Origin of the sequence: uncultured Novosphingobium sp. (genome assembly GCF_964277725.1) — a bacterium.
Classification (GTDB): domain Bacteria; phylum Pseudomonadota; class Alphaproteobacteria; order Sphingomonadales; family Sphingomonadaceae; genus Novosphingobium; species Novosphingobium fluoreni.
This window is the reverse complement of the sequence record NZ_CAXYKL010000039.1, coordinates 1-15224: the sequence shown is the minus strand read 5'-3', so window position 1 is coordinate 15224 and position 15224 is coordinate 1. Positions and strand designations below refer to the sequence as shown.

General features: G+C 67.0%; 15 protein-coding genes. 6 read left to right on the top strand and 9 right to left on the bottom strand.

What is annotated here, in order from left to right:
* Together ACHWRX_RS02360 and pepN are read right to left on the bottom strand one after the other, a co-directional pair.
* Window positions 1–327 (bottom strand): laccase domain-containing protein (locus ACHWRX_RS02360; RefSeq protein WP_394657947.1); only part of this gene is annotated, 327 nt, incomplete at its 3' end.
* Window positions 320–2989 carry an aminopeptidase N gene (gene pepN / locus ACHWRX_RS02355; protein WP_394657946.1) on the bottom strand — a complete coding sequence of 890 codons (2670 nt, stop codon included), beginning with the start codon at window positions 2987–2989 and terminating at the stop codon, window positions 320–322. The genes ACHWRX_RS02360 and pepN, both read right to left, overlap by 8 nt.
* Window positions 2990–3299: 310 nt before the next feature.
* Here pepN and ACHWRX_RS02350 point away from each other — a divergent pair, with 310 nt between their 5' ends.
* Entirely contained in the window at window positions 3300–4133 is an 834-nt protein-coding gene (locus ACHWRX_RS02350) for an SDR family NAD(P)-dependent oxidoreductase (protein WP_394657945.1), read from the top strand.
* Here the strand turns inward: ACHWRX_RS02350 and ACHWRX_RS02345 are convergent.
* Entirely contained in the window at window positions 4043–4972 is a 930-nt protein-coding gene (locus ACHWRX_RS02345; RefSeq protein ID WP_153000829.1) for a DMT family transporter, read from the bottom strand. The two genes, ACHWRX_RS02350 and ACHWRX_RS02345, sit on opposite strands and share 91 nt — an antisense overlap.
* Window positions 4969–5964: a threonine aldolase family protein gene (locus ACHWRX_RS02340; protein ID WP_394657948.1), complete on the bottom strand. Its 996-nt coding sequence runs from the start codon at window positions 5962–5964 to the stop codon at window positions 4969–4971. Before ACHWRX_RS02340 ends, ACHWRX_RS02345 begins: the two co-directional genes overlap by 4 nt.
* A 97-nt stretch (window positions 5965–6061) precedes the next feature.
* Between ACHWRX_RS02340 and ACHWRX_RS02335 the strand changes: the two genes are divergently transcribed.
* A complete protein-coding gene (locus ACHWRX_RS02335) occupies window positions 6062–6352 on the top strand; it encodes a GNAT family N-acetyltransferase (RefSeq protein ID WP_183615688.1) in 291 nt (96 codons plus the stop codon).
* A gap of 34 nt (window positions 6353–6386) precedes the next feature.
* Here the strand turns inward: ACHWRX_RS02335 and ACHWRX_RS02330 are convergent, their stop codons facing one another.
* Both ACHWRX_RS02330 and ACHWRX_RS02325 read right to left on the bottom strand, forming a co-directional pair.
* Window positions 6387–7595 (bottom strand): M20 family metallopeptidase, encoded by a 1209-nt coding sequence (locus tag ACHWRX_RS02330; RefSeq protein ID WP_394657944.1) that lies wholly within the window; start codon window positions 7593–7595, stop codon window positions 6387–6389.
* Window positions 7596–7635: 40 nt separating this feature from the next.
* Window positions 7636–8982, bottom strand: a complete 1347-nt coding sequence (locus ACHWRX_RS02325) for a lipopolysaccharide biosynthesis protein (protein WP_183615686.1) — start codon at window positions 8980–8982, stop codon at window positions 7636–7638.
* 65 nt (window positions 8983–9047) lie between these two features.
* Here ACHWRX_RS02325 and ACHWRX_RS02320 point away from each other — a divergent pair, with 65 nt between their 5' ends.
* The gene (locus ACHWRX_RS02320; protein WP_394657943.1) at window positions 9048–9806 is read left to right on the top strand and encodes a sugar phosphate nucleotidyltransferase; all 759 of its coding nucleotides are present in this window, start codon (window positions 9048–9050) and stop codon (window positions 9804–9806) included.
* A 28-nt stretch (window positions 9807–9834) separates the two neighbouring features.
* Here ACHWRX_RS02320 and ACHWRX_RS02315 read toward each other — a convergent pair whose 3' ends face one another.
* Genes ACHWRX_RS02315 through ACHWRX_RS02305 form a run of 3 tightly spaced genes read right to left on the bottom strand, consistent with a single transcriptional unit; the run spans window position 9835 to window position 12576 of the window.
* Entirely contained in the window at window positions 9835–10983 is a 1149-nt protein-coding gene (locus ACHWRX_RS02315) for a glycosyl transferase (RefSeq protein ID WP_394657942.1), read from the bottom strand.
* Window positions 10984–11008: 25 nt separating this feature from the next.
* A complete protein-coding gene (locus ACHWRX_RS02310) occupies window positions 11009–11431 on the bottom strand; it encodes an HIT family protein (RefSeq protein ID WP_394657941.1) in 423 nt (140 codons plus the stop codon).
* The gene (locus tag ACHWRX_RS02305) at window positions 11428–12576 is read right to left on the bottom strand and encodes a CDP-alcohol phosphatidyltransferase family protein (RefSeq protein WP_394657940.1); all 1149 of its coding nucleotides are present in this window, start codon (window positions 12574–12576) and stop codon (window positions 11428–11430) included. Before ACHWRX_RS02305 ends, ACHWRX_RS02310 begins: the two co-directional genes overlap by 4 nt.
* A 145-nt stretch (window positions 12577–12721) precedes the next feature.
* Here ACHWRX_RS02305 and ACHWRX_RS02300 point away from each other — a divergent pair, with 145 nt between their 5' ends.
* The 3 genes from ACHWRX_RS02300 to ACHWRX_RS02290 form a co-directional block, all read left to right on the top strand.
* Window positions 12722–13768 carry a diacylglycerol kinase family protein gene (locus ACHWRX_RS02300; RefSeq protein WP_394657939.1) on the top strand — a complete coding sequence of 349 codons (1047 nt, stop codon included), beginning with the start codon at window positions 12722–12724 and terminating at the stop codon, window positions 13766–13768.
* Window positions 13765–14661 carry a hypothetical protein gene (locus ACHWRX_RS02295; RefSeq protein ID WP_394657938.1) on the top strand — a complete coding sequence of 299 codons (897 nt, stop codon included), beginning with the start codon at window positions 13765–13767 and terminating at the stop codon, window positions 14659–14661. The genes ACHWRX_RS02300 and ACHWRX_RS02295 overlap by 4 nt, the downstream gene beginning before the upstream one ends.
* A gap of 3 nt (window positions 14662–14664) precedes the next feature.
* The coding region (locus ACHWRX_RS02290) for a nucleotidyltransferase family protein (RefSeq protein ID WP_394657937.1) at window positions 14665–15224 on the top strand (560 nt) is incomplete at its 3' end.

Genomic DNA, 15224 nt, shown 5'->3' with positions numbered 1-15224 from the left:
AAGGCCCGGCCGGTCAGTTACCATGGCATCGGCGTGCGGGCGGGCATCATCGGGCCAAGGCTCTTCCACGATCACGCAGTCCGGCGAATGCACCTGATAGACGGTGACCAGGCCTGTGCCGGGCGCGATCGCCTCCACCGCGCGGCGGCGATTCTCTGCGACGTGGGCAGGGTTGTCGCCCGAACCGATCCCGACGTTCAGCCCAGCCACCTCGCCTTGGGAGACACCGCCATGCCGGCCCAGAAAGCCATGCCGCACGTCTGCCAACAGATCGCTACGGAAGACCTCGACGGCGCCGGGTTCGACTGTTGGAGCAGGATCAACCAAGGCTTTTCGTCACCTGCTCCAGAACGTCGCGCGACAGGGAGGGTTCGGCGGCGATGCGCTCCAGCTCGGCCCGCATCTGCGCGGCGCGCTTGGGCTCGATCCGGCGCCAGCGGCCGAGCGACGGCACGAAGCGCGCGGCGGTCTGCGGGTTGATCGGATCGAGCCGGCGGATGAGGTCCCCGATGATCTTGTACCCCTCCCCGCTCGCCGCGTGGAAGCCCTTCGCGTTCACCGCGAACGCCATGTAGAGCGCACGCACCCGGTTGGGATTGTTCATCGTGAAATCGGGATGCTCGGCCAGCTGGCGCACATGCTCCAGCACCTTGGGGTGCAGCGAGCCCGCCTGCAACGAGAACCACTTGTCGATGACAAGCGCGTTTCCGGCATAGCGCGCGTGGAAATCGGCCAGGGCTTCTTCACGCTCCGCCCCGTCCAGCCCGGCCAGCACCATCAGCGCGCCCTGCCGGTCGGTCATGTTGTCGGCCTTGCGATACTGCGCGATCGCACGCGTCTTCGCCTCTGCCGGCGCGCCGGCCGCCAGGTACGCCAGCGCCTGGGTCTTCAACTTGCGGGCACCGCGCGCGGCGGCATCACGGGAGTAAGGCACGGCACTGACCCGATCGTGCAGGTCCTGCCAATCGTCCTTCATCGCATCGCCCAGCCACGCCTTCAGCGCCTCGCGCTCGGCATGGATGGCGGCGGGATCGGCGACCAGGAACTGCTCGGCCAGATAGCCTTCCGCCGGCAGGATCAGCAGTTCGCCGCGCATCAGATCGTCCAACGTCTGGTCGAACAGCACTGCCCCGAACGCCTCCGCGATCGCACCACGCTCTGCATTCCTGGCCCGTTCGTCTAGGTAGCCGCTGACAACCGCGATCAAGTGGCGCACGACCAGGCTCTGCATCGCCTCGTACCGGGCGAAGGCATCGTCATCCTTGGCCGCCAGGAACACCAGATCCTTGGCCGGGCGCTCAAATTCGATGGCGACCGGGGCGGAGAAGCCACGGTTGATCGAAACGATCGGCGGGCGCGAATGCCCCTCGAAGACGAAGCGCTGCTCGGCCTGGTCCAGCACGATCAGCTGTTCGCCCTGGTGCGTGCCGGTCTCCCGGTCGAATAAGGCGAGCTTGAGCGGGATCGGCACCGGCTGCTTCTCAGGCTGGCCCTCGCCGCCATGATTGGGGGTGGCCGGCACTACCTGCGTCATATTCAAAACGAGCGTGTCATCCCGATGATCGGCGACGATGCTGACTTGCGGCGTGCCAGCCTGCGAATACCAACGCCGGAACTGGGTGAGGTCCAGCTTGGCGCCATCCTCGATCGCCTTAACGAAATCCTCGCACGTGGCAGCCTCGCCATCGTGCCGATCAAAGTAGAGGTCGGTGCCGGCGCGGAATCGCTCCGGGCCCGCCATGGTGCGCATCATGCGGATCACCTCGGCGCCCTTGTTATAGACCGTCGCGGTGTAGAAGTTGCTGATTTCCTGATAGGAATCGGGGCGGATGGGATGGGCCAGCGGACCGGAATCCTCCGGGAACTGCGCCGCGCGCAGCACGCGCACATCCTCGATCCGCTTCACCGCCGGGCTGCCCATGTCGGCGCTGAACATCTGGTCACGCAGGACGGTGAAGCCTTCCTTCAAGCTGAGCTGGAACCAGTCACGACAGGTCACGCGGTTGCCGGACCAGTTGTGGAAATACTCGTGCCCGATCACGCCCTCGATCGCGTCATAGTCGCCGTCGGTGGCGGTGTCCGGGTCAGCCAGCACATAGCGCGTGTTGAAGACGTTGAGCCCCTTGTTCTCCATCGCGCCCATGTTGAAATCGGACACGGCGACGACGTTGAACAAATCGAGGTCATACTCGCGCCCGAACGCTTCCTCATCCCAGCGGAACGAGTGCTTGAGCGAATCCATCGCGTGCTGCGTGCGGCCCTCGTCGCCCTTGCGCACCCAGATATTGAGCGCGACTTCGCGGCCCGAGCGAGTGGTGAAGCTATCGTGGTTGGCCACAAGATCGCCCGCCACCAGCGCGAAAAGGTAGCAGGGCTTGGGCCAGGGATCGTACCACTCGGCCCAGTGGGTGCCGTCCGGACCTTCGCCGGTCGCCTCGCAATTGCCGTTGGACAGCAGGATCGGGAAGGCCGCCTTGTCGCCGCTCATCCGCACACGGTAGGTGGAGAGCACGTCCGGGCGATCGGGGAAGAAGGTGATGCGGCGAAAGCCCTCTGCCTCGCACTGGGTGCACAACATGCCGTGCGAGGCATAGAGCCCCATCAGCTGGCTGTTGGCCGCCGGGTTCAGCTGCGTTTCGATCGTCACCTGATGCGCTTCGCCGGGCAAGTCGAGCAGCAGGTCGGGGCCGTCCAAGCGCCAGTCGTCCACTGCCTGGCCATCGATTCGCACTGCCACCGGGGCGAGCTGATCGCCATTGAGCCGCAAGATACCGGCGCCGTTGCCGTCCGGGTTGCGCCGGACGTTCAGCTTCGCGGTGACATGAGTCGCGTCAAGACCCAACGCGAAGTCCAGCGCGATCTCGGGTACCAGCCATGCGGGCGGCAGGTAATCCTCGCGCCGGATGATGAGCGGTGCCTGCGGCGGGGGCGCGGCATCGGCCGTCTGGGGGTTTTCGGGCGTTTCGGAGGGTCTGCTGGCGATGTCCATACGGCGGTATTTAAGCCATCGGGAGGCGATTGCCAGCGTGGCTGATTCGTATCTCGAGGCAGCGTCAGAAAGTATTGAGTTCGCGCAGAGATCGCCGAGGCGCAGAGAAAGAGTCGCGCAGCGCCGCAGGCTGTTTCCTCTTCCTCCGCCACCAAAGCATAAGTCACTCTTGAGTCAAAAGCGGCTTCGCCGAACAGCCATTTTTCCTGTCTCGGCGCCTCTGCGAGCTCTGCGCGAACCCAATTCTCCGAACGGCCACCCAAAGCAAACCGCCTTGCCCTGGCCCGGCCCGGAGGCCATGACCGGCGCCATGCCCCGCATATTCATCTTCGGCTTCGGCTATACCGCCGGCTTCATCGCCAGGGCCCTGCGACCGCTGGGGTGGGAGATCGTCTCCACCGGCAGCGCGGGCACGCTCTCGTTCGAGGATGAGGGCAACGTGCGCCTGGCACTGGCCGATAGCGACCATGTGCTATCCTCCGTGCCGCCGGGCGGCGAAGGGCTGGACCCGGTGCTGGACCGTTACGGCGATGCATTGGCAAGCGCGAAGCTGTCTTACCTCTCTTCCACCGGTGTCTACGGCGATACCGGCGGCGCCTGGGTGGACGAAAGCGCTCCTACCGGCGGTGGCCGCCGCACGGCACGGGTGCAGGCGGACGCCGCGTGGCTGGCGCGGGGCGCGCGCGTCTTTCGCCTGCCCGGCATCTACGGCCCGGGCCGCAGCGTGTTCGACCGCATCGCCGAAGGGCGCGCTCATCGTCTCAAGATCGCCGGCCAGGTCTTCAGCCGCGCGCATGTAGAGGATATCGCCGCCGGCGTGGTGGCGGGCCTGGATGCGCCTGCGGGGGCCTACAACCTCTCGGACGACTTGCCCTGCAACCAAAATGCTTTGGTGGAGGAAGCCTGCCGCCTGCTCGGGATCGCCCCGCCCCCGCTGATGACGCTGGAGGAAGCGCGCCTCTCCCCCATGGCGCGGGGCTTCTATGCCGAGAACCGCCGCGTCGCCAACGGCAAGGCCAAGCGCGTGCTGGGCTGGCAGCCGCGCTATCGCGACTATGTGAGCGGCTTGCGCGCCCTGAGCGCCACCACCAGCCCCGCCAGCGCCAGCAGTGCGCCGATCCCGGCCAGCAGCGACCAGCGATAGCTTTCGAACAGGGTGGAGATCAGCATCGCGATCACGATCACTACCACGCCGTTGTAGGACGCGCGGCCGGCGCCGATCTGGCGGATCAGCGTGTAATACATCGGGAACGTCACCACGGACCCCGCGATCGCCAGATAGGCCGTGCCCCACCAGTAGGCCGCGCTCGTCGGCAGGACCGGCGGCCCGGCGATAAGCCAGGCCAGCACCGCGTCGCAAGCCGTGCCATACAGCATCGCCCAGGCCAGCAGGCTGACGGTAGGCAGGCTCTTGCCCGTCTCGTTCGCCTGCATGACGTTGGAGATCGAGGCGCACAGCATCGCGGCGAGCGCCAGCAGCACGCCCAGCCAGACCTGACCGCCCAGCGGTGCCATCCGCGCCTCGTGCAGCAGCAAAAGGCCGATGCCGGCGATGGCGATGGCGCTGCCGATGGCGAAGCGGCGCGTGATGACCTGGCCCAGCACCACGCGGGCCAGGATCGTATTGGGCACCAGCAGCAGCCCGATCATCACCGCGACGATGCCGGACGTCAGGTACTCCTCCGCGCGATAGACGAAGTTGTAATTGCCGCAGAACTGGGTGACACCCACCAGCACCGCCAGACGATGGCCCGCTGCGTTCAGCCGCAGCGGCCGCCGCATCGCCGCCGCCACCGCGAACATCGCCGGAGTCGCGATCAGGAACCGCCAAGTGATCGACCAGCTGGCCGGGGCGGCGTCATTCTGGCCCAGGATCACGAACCACGTCGATCCCCAGATCAGCGCCACGATCAGGAACGGGATCGCGATGCCGGGCCGCAGCAGCGCGTGTGGGGGCGGATGCCCCTCTGCCATCGCGGTCATAGCGCGGCGATCGCCTGGGTCAGCGCGCTGACGTGGCCCTCATCCGCATTCCAGGAGGTGACGAGGCGCGCGCCATCCACGCCCCAGTCGTAGAACGAGAAGCCCTGCGCCCGCAATTGCGCGCTTTCCCGAGCCGAGAGAGTGAGGAACACCTCGTTGGCCTCCACAGGATGGAGCAGCCGACCGGCGGCGGCGGCGGCGATCTGCGCCGCGGCGGCGTTGGCGGCGCGGGCGTTGTGCAGCCACAAGTCACCCTCCAGCATCGCCATGATCTGCGCGGCGAGGAAGCGCCCCTTCGATTGCAGGTGCCCTGCCCGCTTGCGCCGATAGCGCGCGACATCGGCCAGCGCGGGATCGAAGAACACGATCGCCTCCGCGCCCAGCCCTCCGTTCTTGACGAAGCCGAAGCTCAAGGCATCGACGCCGCGCGTCACCTCGCCGGGGGTGCAGCCCAGATGCGCGACGGCATTGCCGAAACGCGCCCCGTCCATGTGCAGGCGAAGGCCCCGCTCTTGGGCGAATGCCGCCAGCGAATCGATCTCCGCAGGCCGATAGACGCAGCCATATTCGCTGGCCTGCGTGATCGAGATCGCATGCGGCTGCACTTGGTGGACGTCGGCGCGGATCGGATCGATCACCGCTGCTATGGCTTGCGGCGTCAGCTTCGCATCGGGTCCATCCGCCAGCATAAGCTTCGCGCCATGCAGGTAGAAGCCCGGCGCGCCGCCTTCGTCCATTTCGATATGTGCCTCGCGATGGCAGATCACGCCGCCATGGGGTGGCACCATCGTGCTGAGCGCCAGGCAGTTCGCCGCCGTGCCCGTCGCCACCCACAAGGCCACGCACTCACGCCCGAACAGCGCCGAGAGCGCGGCATCCAGTTCCTGGCTGATGGCATCGCCGTCATAAGGCGAATCGGGCGCGTCAGCCGCCAGCATCGCGCTCCAGATCGCGGGGTGGACGGCAGCGGCATTGTCGGAGAGGAACTGCATGGCCATGTCGCCTGTTACCGGACGGTCGGCGCGTCAAGTCCCCCGCCTCAGTCCTCCGCCTCCCGGAGGACAACCCGCCGCGAACAAGGAGCTTACCATGGTCGGCATCACCATCACAAAGCACGATCGCGGCGGCGCGGGCGAATACCAGGCGCACCTGGCCGACAGCGATGCGATCGGCCGCCTGACGTGGGTGGAGCGCGATGGCGTTCACATCGCCGATCACACCCTGGTCCCGCCCGAGATCGGCGGACGCGGCGTGGCGGCCCGGCTGGTCGAGGCCCTGGTGGCCGACGCGCGTGAGAACGGCTTCAAGATCGAGCCGATGTGCAGTTACGTAGAAGTCGCCTTCCGCCGCCATCCCGACTGGGCGGACGTGCGCGCGTAACCGCTACCGCGAAATCACGGTGAGCGCCGGGGAGCTAGAACCCCTCCGCCAGGAAGCGCTCGGCCAGTCCCGCCAGCAGGGCCGCACCGCGCGGCATGGTGCTTTCGTCCACTTGCATACGAGTGGAGTGGATGCCGCAGCAGTGCTGCCAATCCTCGCCCTCATGGCTGACACCCAGGAAGAACATCGCGCCGGGCACTTTCTCTAACACATAGGCGAAGTCTTCCGCACCCATGATCGGATCGGGCAAGCGCAAGAAGCCGCCCGGCCCGAACAGGTCCTGCGTCACTCGCTCGCCGAAATCGACCGCGGACGGATCGCATTGGGTCACCGGGAAGCCCTCGTGAATCGTCAACTCGGCGCTGAGGCCATGGGCGGTGGCGATCCCGGTGGCGAGCCGCTCCACTTCCGCGCGCAGCTTCGCGCGGTTGGCGGGCGAGAGCGAGCGCATCGTGCCCGTCAGCCGCGCGGTATCGGCGATGACGTTGTGCGCGGTGCCACACTCGATCTTGGCGATGGTGACGACCACGGGATCGAACACGCTGAACTTGCGCGTCACCATGGCTTGCAGCGCGGTCACGATCTCGCACGCGATCGGCATCGGATCGAGCGTGGCGTGGGGCATAGAGGCATGGCCGCCCCGCCCCGTCACCGTGATCTCGATCTGGTCCGCCGATGCCAGCAACGCGCCCGCGCGGCCGCCGAACAGTCCATGCGGCGCATTGGGCATAACATGCAGCGCAAAGGCCGCGTCCGGCAACGGCACGCCGTCCGCTCCGCCGCCCAGCAAGCCATCGTCCAGCATAAAGCGCGCGCCGTGATGCCCCTCCTCGCCCGGCTGGAACATGAAGCGCACTTCGCCCTGCAGCGTGGCGGCCCTGGCGCACAACAGCTCCGCCGCGCCCGCCAGCATCGCGACGTGCGCATCATGCCCACAAGCATGCATCACGCCGGGGATGGTGGAGGCGAAGTCCAGCCCGGTTTCCTCCGGCATCGGCAGCGCATCCATGTCCCCGCGCAACAGCACGGCGCGGCCGGTATCCGCGCCCTTCAACGTGGCGACAAGGCCTGTGGTGGATGGCCCTTCGCGCCATTCCAGCGGCAGATGGGCCAGCGCGGTGCGGATCTTGTCCCGAGTCTTGGGGGTGTGCAGCCCGATTTCGGGCTCGGCGTGGATCGCCCGGCGCAAGCCGGTGATGCGATCCGCCAGCCCGTGGGCGTCGGCGATGAGAGTGGCAGTCATCGCCCCAGTGTACCCGCCGGGGCGAACCTGTCGAGGTTGATCAGGCGCCTTGCTGCGGCGCGGGTTGCAGCGGCTCTTCGCCCTGCAGCTTGCGCAAAGTGGCAAATGCCATCGCCCCCATCACCACGTAGAGCGCAGCCGAGCCGATGGCGACGCCCCAGGCCGCGCCGATCGCGCCGAAGTGCAGGAGCGTGCCCACCGCCACCGCCATCACCGCCAATCCGATCAACCGCGCGGTCAACGAATGCTGCGCCTTGCCGGTGGAGTGCAGCACCGGCTCGAACGCCACGCTGGCCAGATCGAAGCTGGCCGCGATCGCCAGCGGGACCAGGATCGCCGCACCGCCTTCGAAATCCTCACCGCCGATCAGGCCAAGCAGCCAGCGCCCGGCCAGCAGCGCCACCAGCACCACGACGATTCCGCCCGCGCCCGCGATCAGGCTGGTCTGCACCGCCAGCCGCCGGAACTCCTGCATGGTGGACGCCACGCGCATTCGCGAAACCTCGGCATAGACGGAGCGGGTCAGCATCGTCGAAAACTTGCTGAGCGCCTGCGAAAGCTGGCTGGCCAAGCGATACAAGCCCGCCGCGCGCGTGCCGATCACCCCGCCGACGACGAGCAATGGGCCATTCTTGGTCAAGGCATCGATCGTGGAACCGGCAAAGGTCACCCAGAAAAAATGCCAGAGGCCCGGGTTCTCCTCCAGCGTGCGGCGGTAGTCCTTCAGGTAACGCCACTGGACGCTTTCGGGCGCGAGCCGGCGCGCCATCATCCAGTAGAGCGCGGCCTCCAGCAGATCGACCAGCGCCCAAACGAACAGGAACCAGCCGACGCTGGGCGCCAGCAGCCATACCGCCACCGCGCCGACCAGCCGGCCCAGCGGCACCACCGCCTCGACATAGACCGCCATCTGAAACTTGTTGAGCGCCCGCACGATCCCGGTAGGCGCGGAAACCAGCGCCCACAATTGCGCGCAGCAGAACAGGAAGCCGGGCACGATGTAGGATTCGTTCAGGTCCAGCAGGTGGGCGAAGGCGAAGAACACCACCGCCGCGATCACGCAGCCCAGCGCCGCGCCCATGGCGTCAAGCACGCCGGCGAACATTCCCAATCGCCCGAACGCCGCCCATTGCTTGTCATGAATATGCGCCGCGCCATAACGCACGACCACGCGCCAAGTCTGGAACCCGGCGATCGCAATCAGCGCCTGCGCCGTGCCGAAAATCAGCGAAAAGTGCCCGAAACCCTTGAGGCCCAGTGTCCGCGTCAGGATCGCCAGATAGACGATGCTGCAGATCGCGCCGAAACCCTTGCCGCCCATCAGCCAGGCCGTGTTGGCCAGGATCCGCGCAAGGGGAGAGCTAGGCTTGTCGCGGTCGGCAGGCATTGCCGGTCCTTTGCGCCATTCGGGGAGTGCTGGCAAGGTTGGCGGCAGACGGCTAGAGGGCTGCCATGATCGAACACGCTATCCTCCTGAGCGCCGGGCAAGGCTCGCGCATGCTGCCGCTGACCGCCGAGCGGCCCAAGTGCCTGATCGACTTTTCTGGCCGAACCCTGATCGAATGGCAGATCGAAATGCTGGCGCGCGGCGGCGTGAAGCACATTGATGTCGTCACCGGCTTCATGACCGACATGGTGGACGCGGTGGTGGCGGGCATCGACGATCCCCGCGTCACCATCACCACCCGCTTCAACCCGTTCTACAAAGTGGCGGACAACCTGGGATCATGCTGGATCGTGCGGGAGCAGATGCAGGGCGATTTCCTGATCCTCAACGGCGACACGCTGGTTTCTGAAGAGCTGGTGCGCACGGTGCAGCAGGCCGATCATCCACAGGACGACGGCTGGCCCATCACCGTGACGGTGGACGTGAAGCCCGCCTACGACAGCGACGACATGAAGGTGGAGCGGGTGGGCGACAAGCTGGTCCACATCGGCAAGACGCTGACGGCGGCGCAATCCAATGCGGAGTCGATCGGCTTCCTGGCGTTTCGCGGCGAGGGCGTAAACCTGTTCCGCGAAACGGTGCGCCAGGCGATGCGCACGCCGGAAGGGGTGCAGCACTGGTACCTCAAGGTGATCGACAGCATCGCCCCTACCGGCAAGGTCGGCACCGTATCGATCGAAGGGCAGGAGTGGGCCGAGGTGGACTTCCTGAACGACATCGAGATCGCGACGGCCTTGACCGACCGCTGGGCGGCGGCGGGCTGACAGCAACCCGGCCTCTCACGGCACCGGGCTAAAGCTGCCGGGCCTCCAAAAAAGCGACGATGGCATCTGCTGCAACTTCGTCCGCAAGCTCGCGGAAATCACCTACAGCATCGTGCATCAGCGCGGACTGGTGATTGCGATAGTCAGAGTGACAGGCACTGGCTTTAGACAGCGCCGGCAGCAAGTCGGGGAACGATGTTACCGTTTCGCCCATGCTCCACATTTCGGGCAGCTTCGTATCCGCCGCACCACCATCGCCCACCTGGTCGATGAATACGCAAGGCCGCGGGAAGATCAGCCATTCGTATAGCTGGCTGCTGAAGTCCCCCAGATAGATGTCCGCGCCCAGGGTGTAGGTCATGTCCATCGAACGGCTGGAGCCCGTGTCGATGATCAGCCAGTCCGGATCGCCCAGCGCCTCCAGCGCTTCCCGCTCGCTCGCGGACGCATCGGCAAACAACCGAACATGCGGGGCGACGATAAGGTTGAAGGCGCGATCCTGGCCGAGCGCATCGATCAGCGCGCGGCCGAACTGCTCCCAGCTTCCCCGGCGAGGATGAAAATGCGGATTGTAGAGAATTGTCGGGCGCGCATTGGCGAAAAGCCGTTTCCGCTGCAGCAGGCCCAGCCGGTTGAGCCCCGAAAGCTTGATCGGGCCAACCACCTGCACCCGCTCCGCCGGAAGCAGCCCCGCGTCGATCGTGCTGCGACGATCCGCTTCTCCCGCGACGAGGGCCAGATCGAACGCGGAAAAACGACCGTCAACGCCGTTCCCCCCGGCACGACGCGCCCCGCCGACGCCGTGCGGTATTTGTATCAAGGGGGGACAGTGGCCGGGCAAGCGGGCCAAAAGCGCTGACGTCCGCTCCAACGCCACGATCGTGGTGCAGCGGCGCAGGCGCCTGCTCCACCACGCGAGCCGCAGCGTCTTCAGCGGTGCCGCCGCGCCTTCCCGCCGGGCCGCCCGCTCCACCAAACGCGGGAGCCGTAAAACGATAACCTCGACCGCGCCCGAGCCGAAGGCGTTGAGCATCTCGCGCGCTGTGTCCGCATCGGCGTCGGAAACGACGAAAACCTCCACCACGACACCTGAGCGCCGAGACAGGGCGGCAGCGACGGGAAGGCCATGGAGAAACTGGTGGCTGCCGCCGATGAGGGAAAACCCGATGGTGCGCATGGGGGGCCTGTTCGGACAGTCGTTCTCAGGCGGCTTGCAGCTGCCGTACCAGATCGGCGATGTCATCCTCGCTCAACGCCACGGCGGCGGAGAGGTCTGGCACCTTGGGCCAGCCGGCATCGGGAAACTGCTTTCCCTGCCACTCGCGCGACCCTTCGTAACGGGGGATCACGTGAAAGTGGACGTGCGGATCGACCATCATCAGCATCAGGTAATTGAGCTTGGCATAGTCGACAAAACCGCGCAGCGCCGTCTCGATCGCGCTGGTGACCACTTTCAGTTCGGCATGAGCCCGTGCCGGCAGGTCGCCGAACGCGGTGACGTCAGACTTGGCGGCCAGCACCAGGCTGCCCAGCGTCGGCTGTGCGGGGCGCAGCAGGACGACCCAGTGATCGTGTTCGGCCACCAGCGTAGCCGGGTAGCCGAACTTGCGGATCGTCTCGTTCATCGTTGGATCGATCCTTCATCGGATAGCCAGCTGGTGATCGGCTCGCCACGGGATCGCACGATCCACGCCTGCACCAGCCGTATGCCATGGACGAGGCAGGAGATCGCCGTCCACCACGCGACCAGGATCAGGCCCACGTCCGGCCTGCCGAGGGCCGTCGCGATGAACAGGATCACCATGTTGGGATTGCGGCGGGCGGTGATCAGGCGAAACTTGCTGTCGAACCGCCGCCAGACGTGGATGTGCATCTGCCCGTTCTGGCGCATGAACACGCCCTCGATCGCGCGCTGCACCCAGTAGCCCAGCTGGATCACACCCTGCACCCACCAGAAGGTCTCGGTATCGTAGGCCAGGCCCCAGTGGACCAGCCCCGTGGCCCAGAACCACCACCAGAACGGCGGATGCACCAGGTCCATGCCATGATCGAACACATTGCCCCATGCGGACGAGGTGATGGTGCACCGCGCCAGCTTGCCGTCCACGGTATCCAGCACCATGAAGCCCAGGCCCAGCGCCATGCCCAACCAGTAGCGCCCTTCGGCAAAGCACCAGGTGGCCAGCACGCACAGCACCGCGCCGATCGTCGTCACCATGTTGGGCGTCAGCCCAATGCGCGCGCAGATGCGGGTCAGCACCAGCGCCCATTCGGGCCACAGGTACTTGGTCAGGATATCGGTGACGCCCTTGTAGGCGCCGAAGTAGCTTGCCCGCTCGATCGTGCGCACGGTGTCCGGCCGCAGCGGCGTGACGAACGGCGTCTCACGCTTGCGCAGCGCTTTGTTCTCGATCGTCGGGCCATCCTCGAAGGCGAGGATTTGTAGCGCGCCGTGCGAATCAAGGCGGCGTTGCCGGGCCATCGCGTCCGCCACGGCCTGCGCATCTTGCGCGGCGATGGCGTGGGCCAGCACCGGCACGCCGCCCAGCGTCAGCACCAGGCCCGGATGCGCGGCGATATGGCGCAGCCAGGGCGGATCGAATGCAAAGGCAGCGTTCACCAGCAGCGCGGGCGCATCGCCCCCCTGTCGCGGCGAAAGGCCAGCGGCGGTGGCGATCCTGCGTGTACGCTCGGCCACGTCCATGCCCCACAGGCGCGTGGAATTGCTGCCGATGATCTGGAAAGCCGGAGTGATTTGCGATGCGACCATTGCCGCAGCCCTAGTGCAGCGCCTGGCCTCGGGCAATGCCGGGGCGGATCAGCCCGATCCCGAATGCCACCGAACTGTAACATCGGGATGTCCGCAGCGGAAATAGGGTGATTTCCAGCGCCACTCTCCTTACGTAGGGCGGATTGTGCACGGAACGATCTACGAATTCGAGCCGCTCGGCGGCGGCTACGGGCGCGGCGACGCGAGCCACGCGGTGACGCGCTATGTGCCGCAAGGCCGGGCGGTGCCGCTGGTGGGCATCGTGCGCAATCCGCGCAGCCATCGCAACGTGGGCAGCCCGGCGGAACTGGCCGATTGCTCCAACATCCTGACCGAGACGCCCCACAGCCGCGAAGCGCTGTCCGACAGTCTGCGCGAATTTGCCGAGCGGGGGATCGATTACCTGGCGATCGATGGCGGGGACGGCACCGTGCGCGATGTGCTGACCTGCGGCGCGCCGATCTTCGGCGATAACTGGCCCTCGCTGATCGTTTTGCCCAAGGGCAAGACCAACGCCCTGGCCGTCGATCTGGGGCTGCCCAACCACTGGAGCCTGGCCGAGGCGCTGGTCGCTGCGCGTCAGGGCGAGGTGGTGCTGCGTCGGCCGATGCGGATCACCGCCAAGGGCCAGGAAGATCGCGGCGCCGGTGTCCTGGGCTTCTTTCTGGGTTCGGGCGTGTTCACCATCGGCACCGAGGCCGGGCAGGCCGCGCATCGGCGCGGCGCCTTCAACAGCTTCGCCGTCGGCCTTACCATCGCCTGGTGCATCCTGCAGATCGTGTTCGGGAAAGCGGGCAACACCTGGCGTTCCAGCACGCGGATGCGCCTGCGCAATTTGGTGTCCGGGCGCGAACTGCCCCGGCGCGGGCCAGGCGCTCCGGACGAGCGGTTCATGGCGATCGCCACCACGTTCGAGAAGTTTCCGCTGGGCCTGCGCCCGTTCGGCCCCAACCCACCGGCGGGCCTGAAGCTGGCGGTGCTGGACGCGCCGGTGCGGTGGCTGCTGCTGATGCTGCCGGTGATGCTGCTGGGCCTGCTGCCCCGTTTCATGCAACGCGCCGGTGCGCACCGGGTCGCCACAGGGCCGATCGACTTCGATCTGGGCGGCGCTTTCATCCTGGATGGAGAGGCGTTCCCGGCGGGGCATTATGTCCTTCAGGAAGGGCCGGCGCTGACTTTCGTGGTGCCATGACCGACACGTTGACCGGGCGGACCGCCAGCGCACTGGCGCGGCCGGTGATGCCCGAAGTGGCCGCTTTCGCCGAGAGACTTGCCGGAACAGACGTGCTTTCGGTGCTGTTCTACGGCTCCAACTTGCGCACGATGCTGCTGGAAGGCGTCCTCGATTTCTACGTGCTGACGTCCGGCCCGATCGAGCGCGGGATCTGGCCGCGCGTCAGCTATCACGAATGGGACCATCAGGGCGTGACCCTTCGGGCGAAAGTGGCGACGATGACGCTGGCGACCTTTTCCGCCGCCGCCGCCGGGCAGCTGATAGACACCACGATCTGGGCGCGCTTCGTGCAGCCCTCCGGCTTGGTGTGGTGCCGCAACGAAGGGGCCGCGCAAGCCACGCGGGACGCGGTGGCGCACGCCGCGCGCACTGCCGCGCGGCTGGCCGTCGCCCTGGGGCCAGACGCGGGCACGCCGGACAGCTACTGGCGCGCCTTGTTCCGCGCGACCTACGCCGCCGAATTCCGCGTGGAGAAAAGTGGGCGCGAAGATTCGATCCTGGCCGCCAATCGCGAGCATTTCGATGGACTGCTGCCACTTGCGCTGGCGGCGGAGGGCATCGCCTTCACCCGCCTGCCCGATGGTACGATCCGCCCCGAGCTTGCCCCATCGCGCCGCGCCGCCCTGCTGCGCTGGTGGCGCAAGCGGCAACGGCTGGGCAAATTCTACAATCTGGTGCGGCTGGTGCGAGCCTCCACCACGTTCGAGGGTGCGGCTCGCTATGGCGCGTGGAAGGTGGAGCGGCACACCGGCATCGCCGTTCACCTGACACCCTGGCGTGAGAAGCATCCGGTGCTCGCCGCACCCGGCGTGCTGTGGCAGGTGTGGCGCGCGAAGAAGGCAGCGGGCTGAGCCATGTCTGCCGCCGCACCCATCAGCGCCCTGGTGCTTGCCGGATCGCGACCCGGCGCGCGCGATCCCGTCGCCGAAGCCGAAGGTGTTGCCCACAAGGCGCTGGTGCCGATCGCGGGAGAGCCGATGCTGGCGCGCGTGGTGGACGCGCTGCGCCATGCGGGTATCGCCCAGATCGCCGTCAGCGCGAACGAGCCTGAGGTGGTTGCGCTGGCGACCCGGCTGGGCTGCATCGTGCTGCCCACCGCCAGCGGGCCCAGCGCCAGCGTCGCCACCGCCTTCGCCACATTGGGCGCGCCGATGCTGGTGACCACCGCAGACCATGCGCTGCTGCAACCCGAATGGGTGCGCGATTTTCTGGCCGATACGCCTGCGGATGCGGACGTGGCGGTGCTGCTGGCGCATCGCACCGCGGTGGAGCGCGCTTTGCCCGGCACGCGCCGCACTTACCTCAGGCTGGCGGACGGCGGCTGGTCCGGGTGCAACTTGTTCCTGCTGGCGAACACCAAGGCCACGGCCGCGATCCAGACCTGGGCGGCGGTGGAGGCCGATCGCAAGCGCCC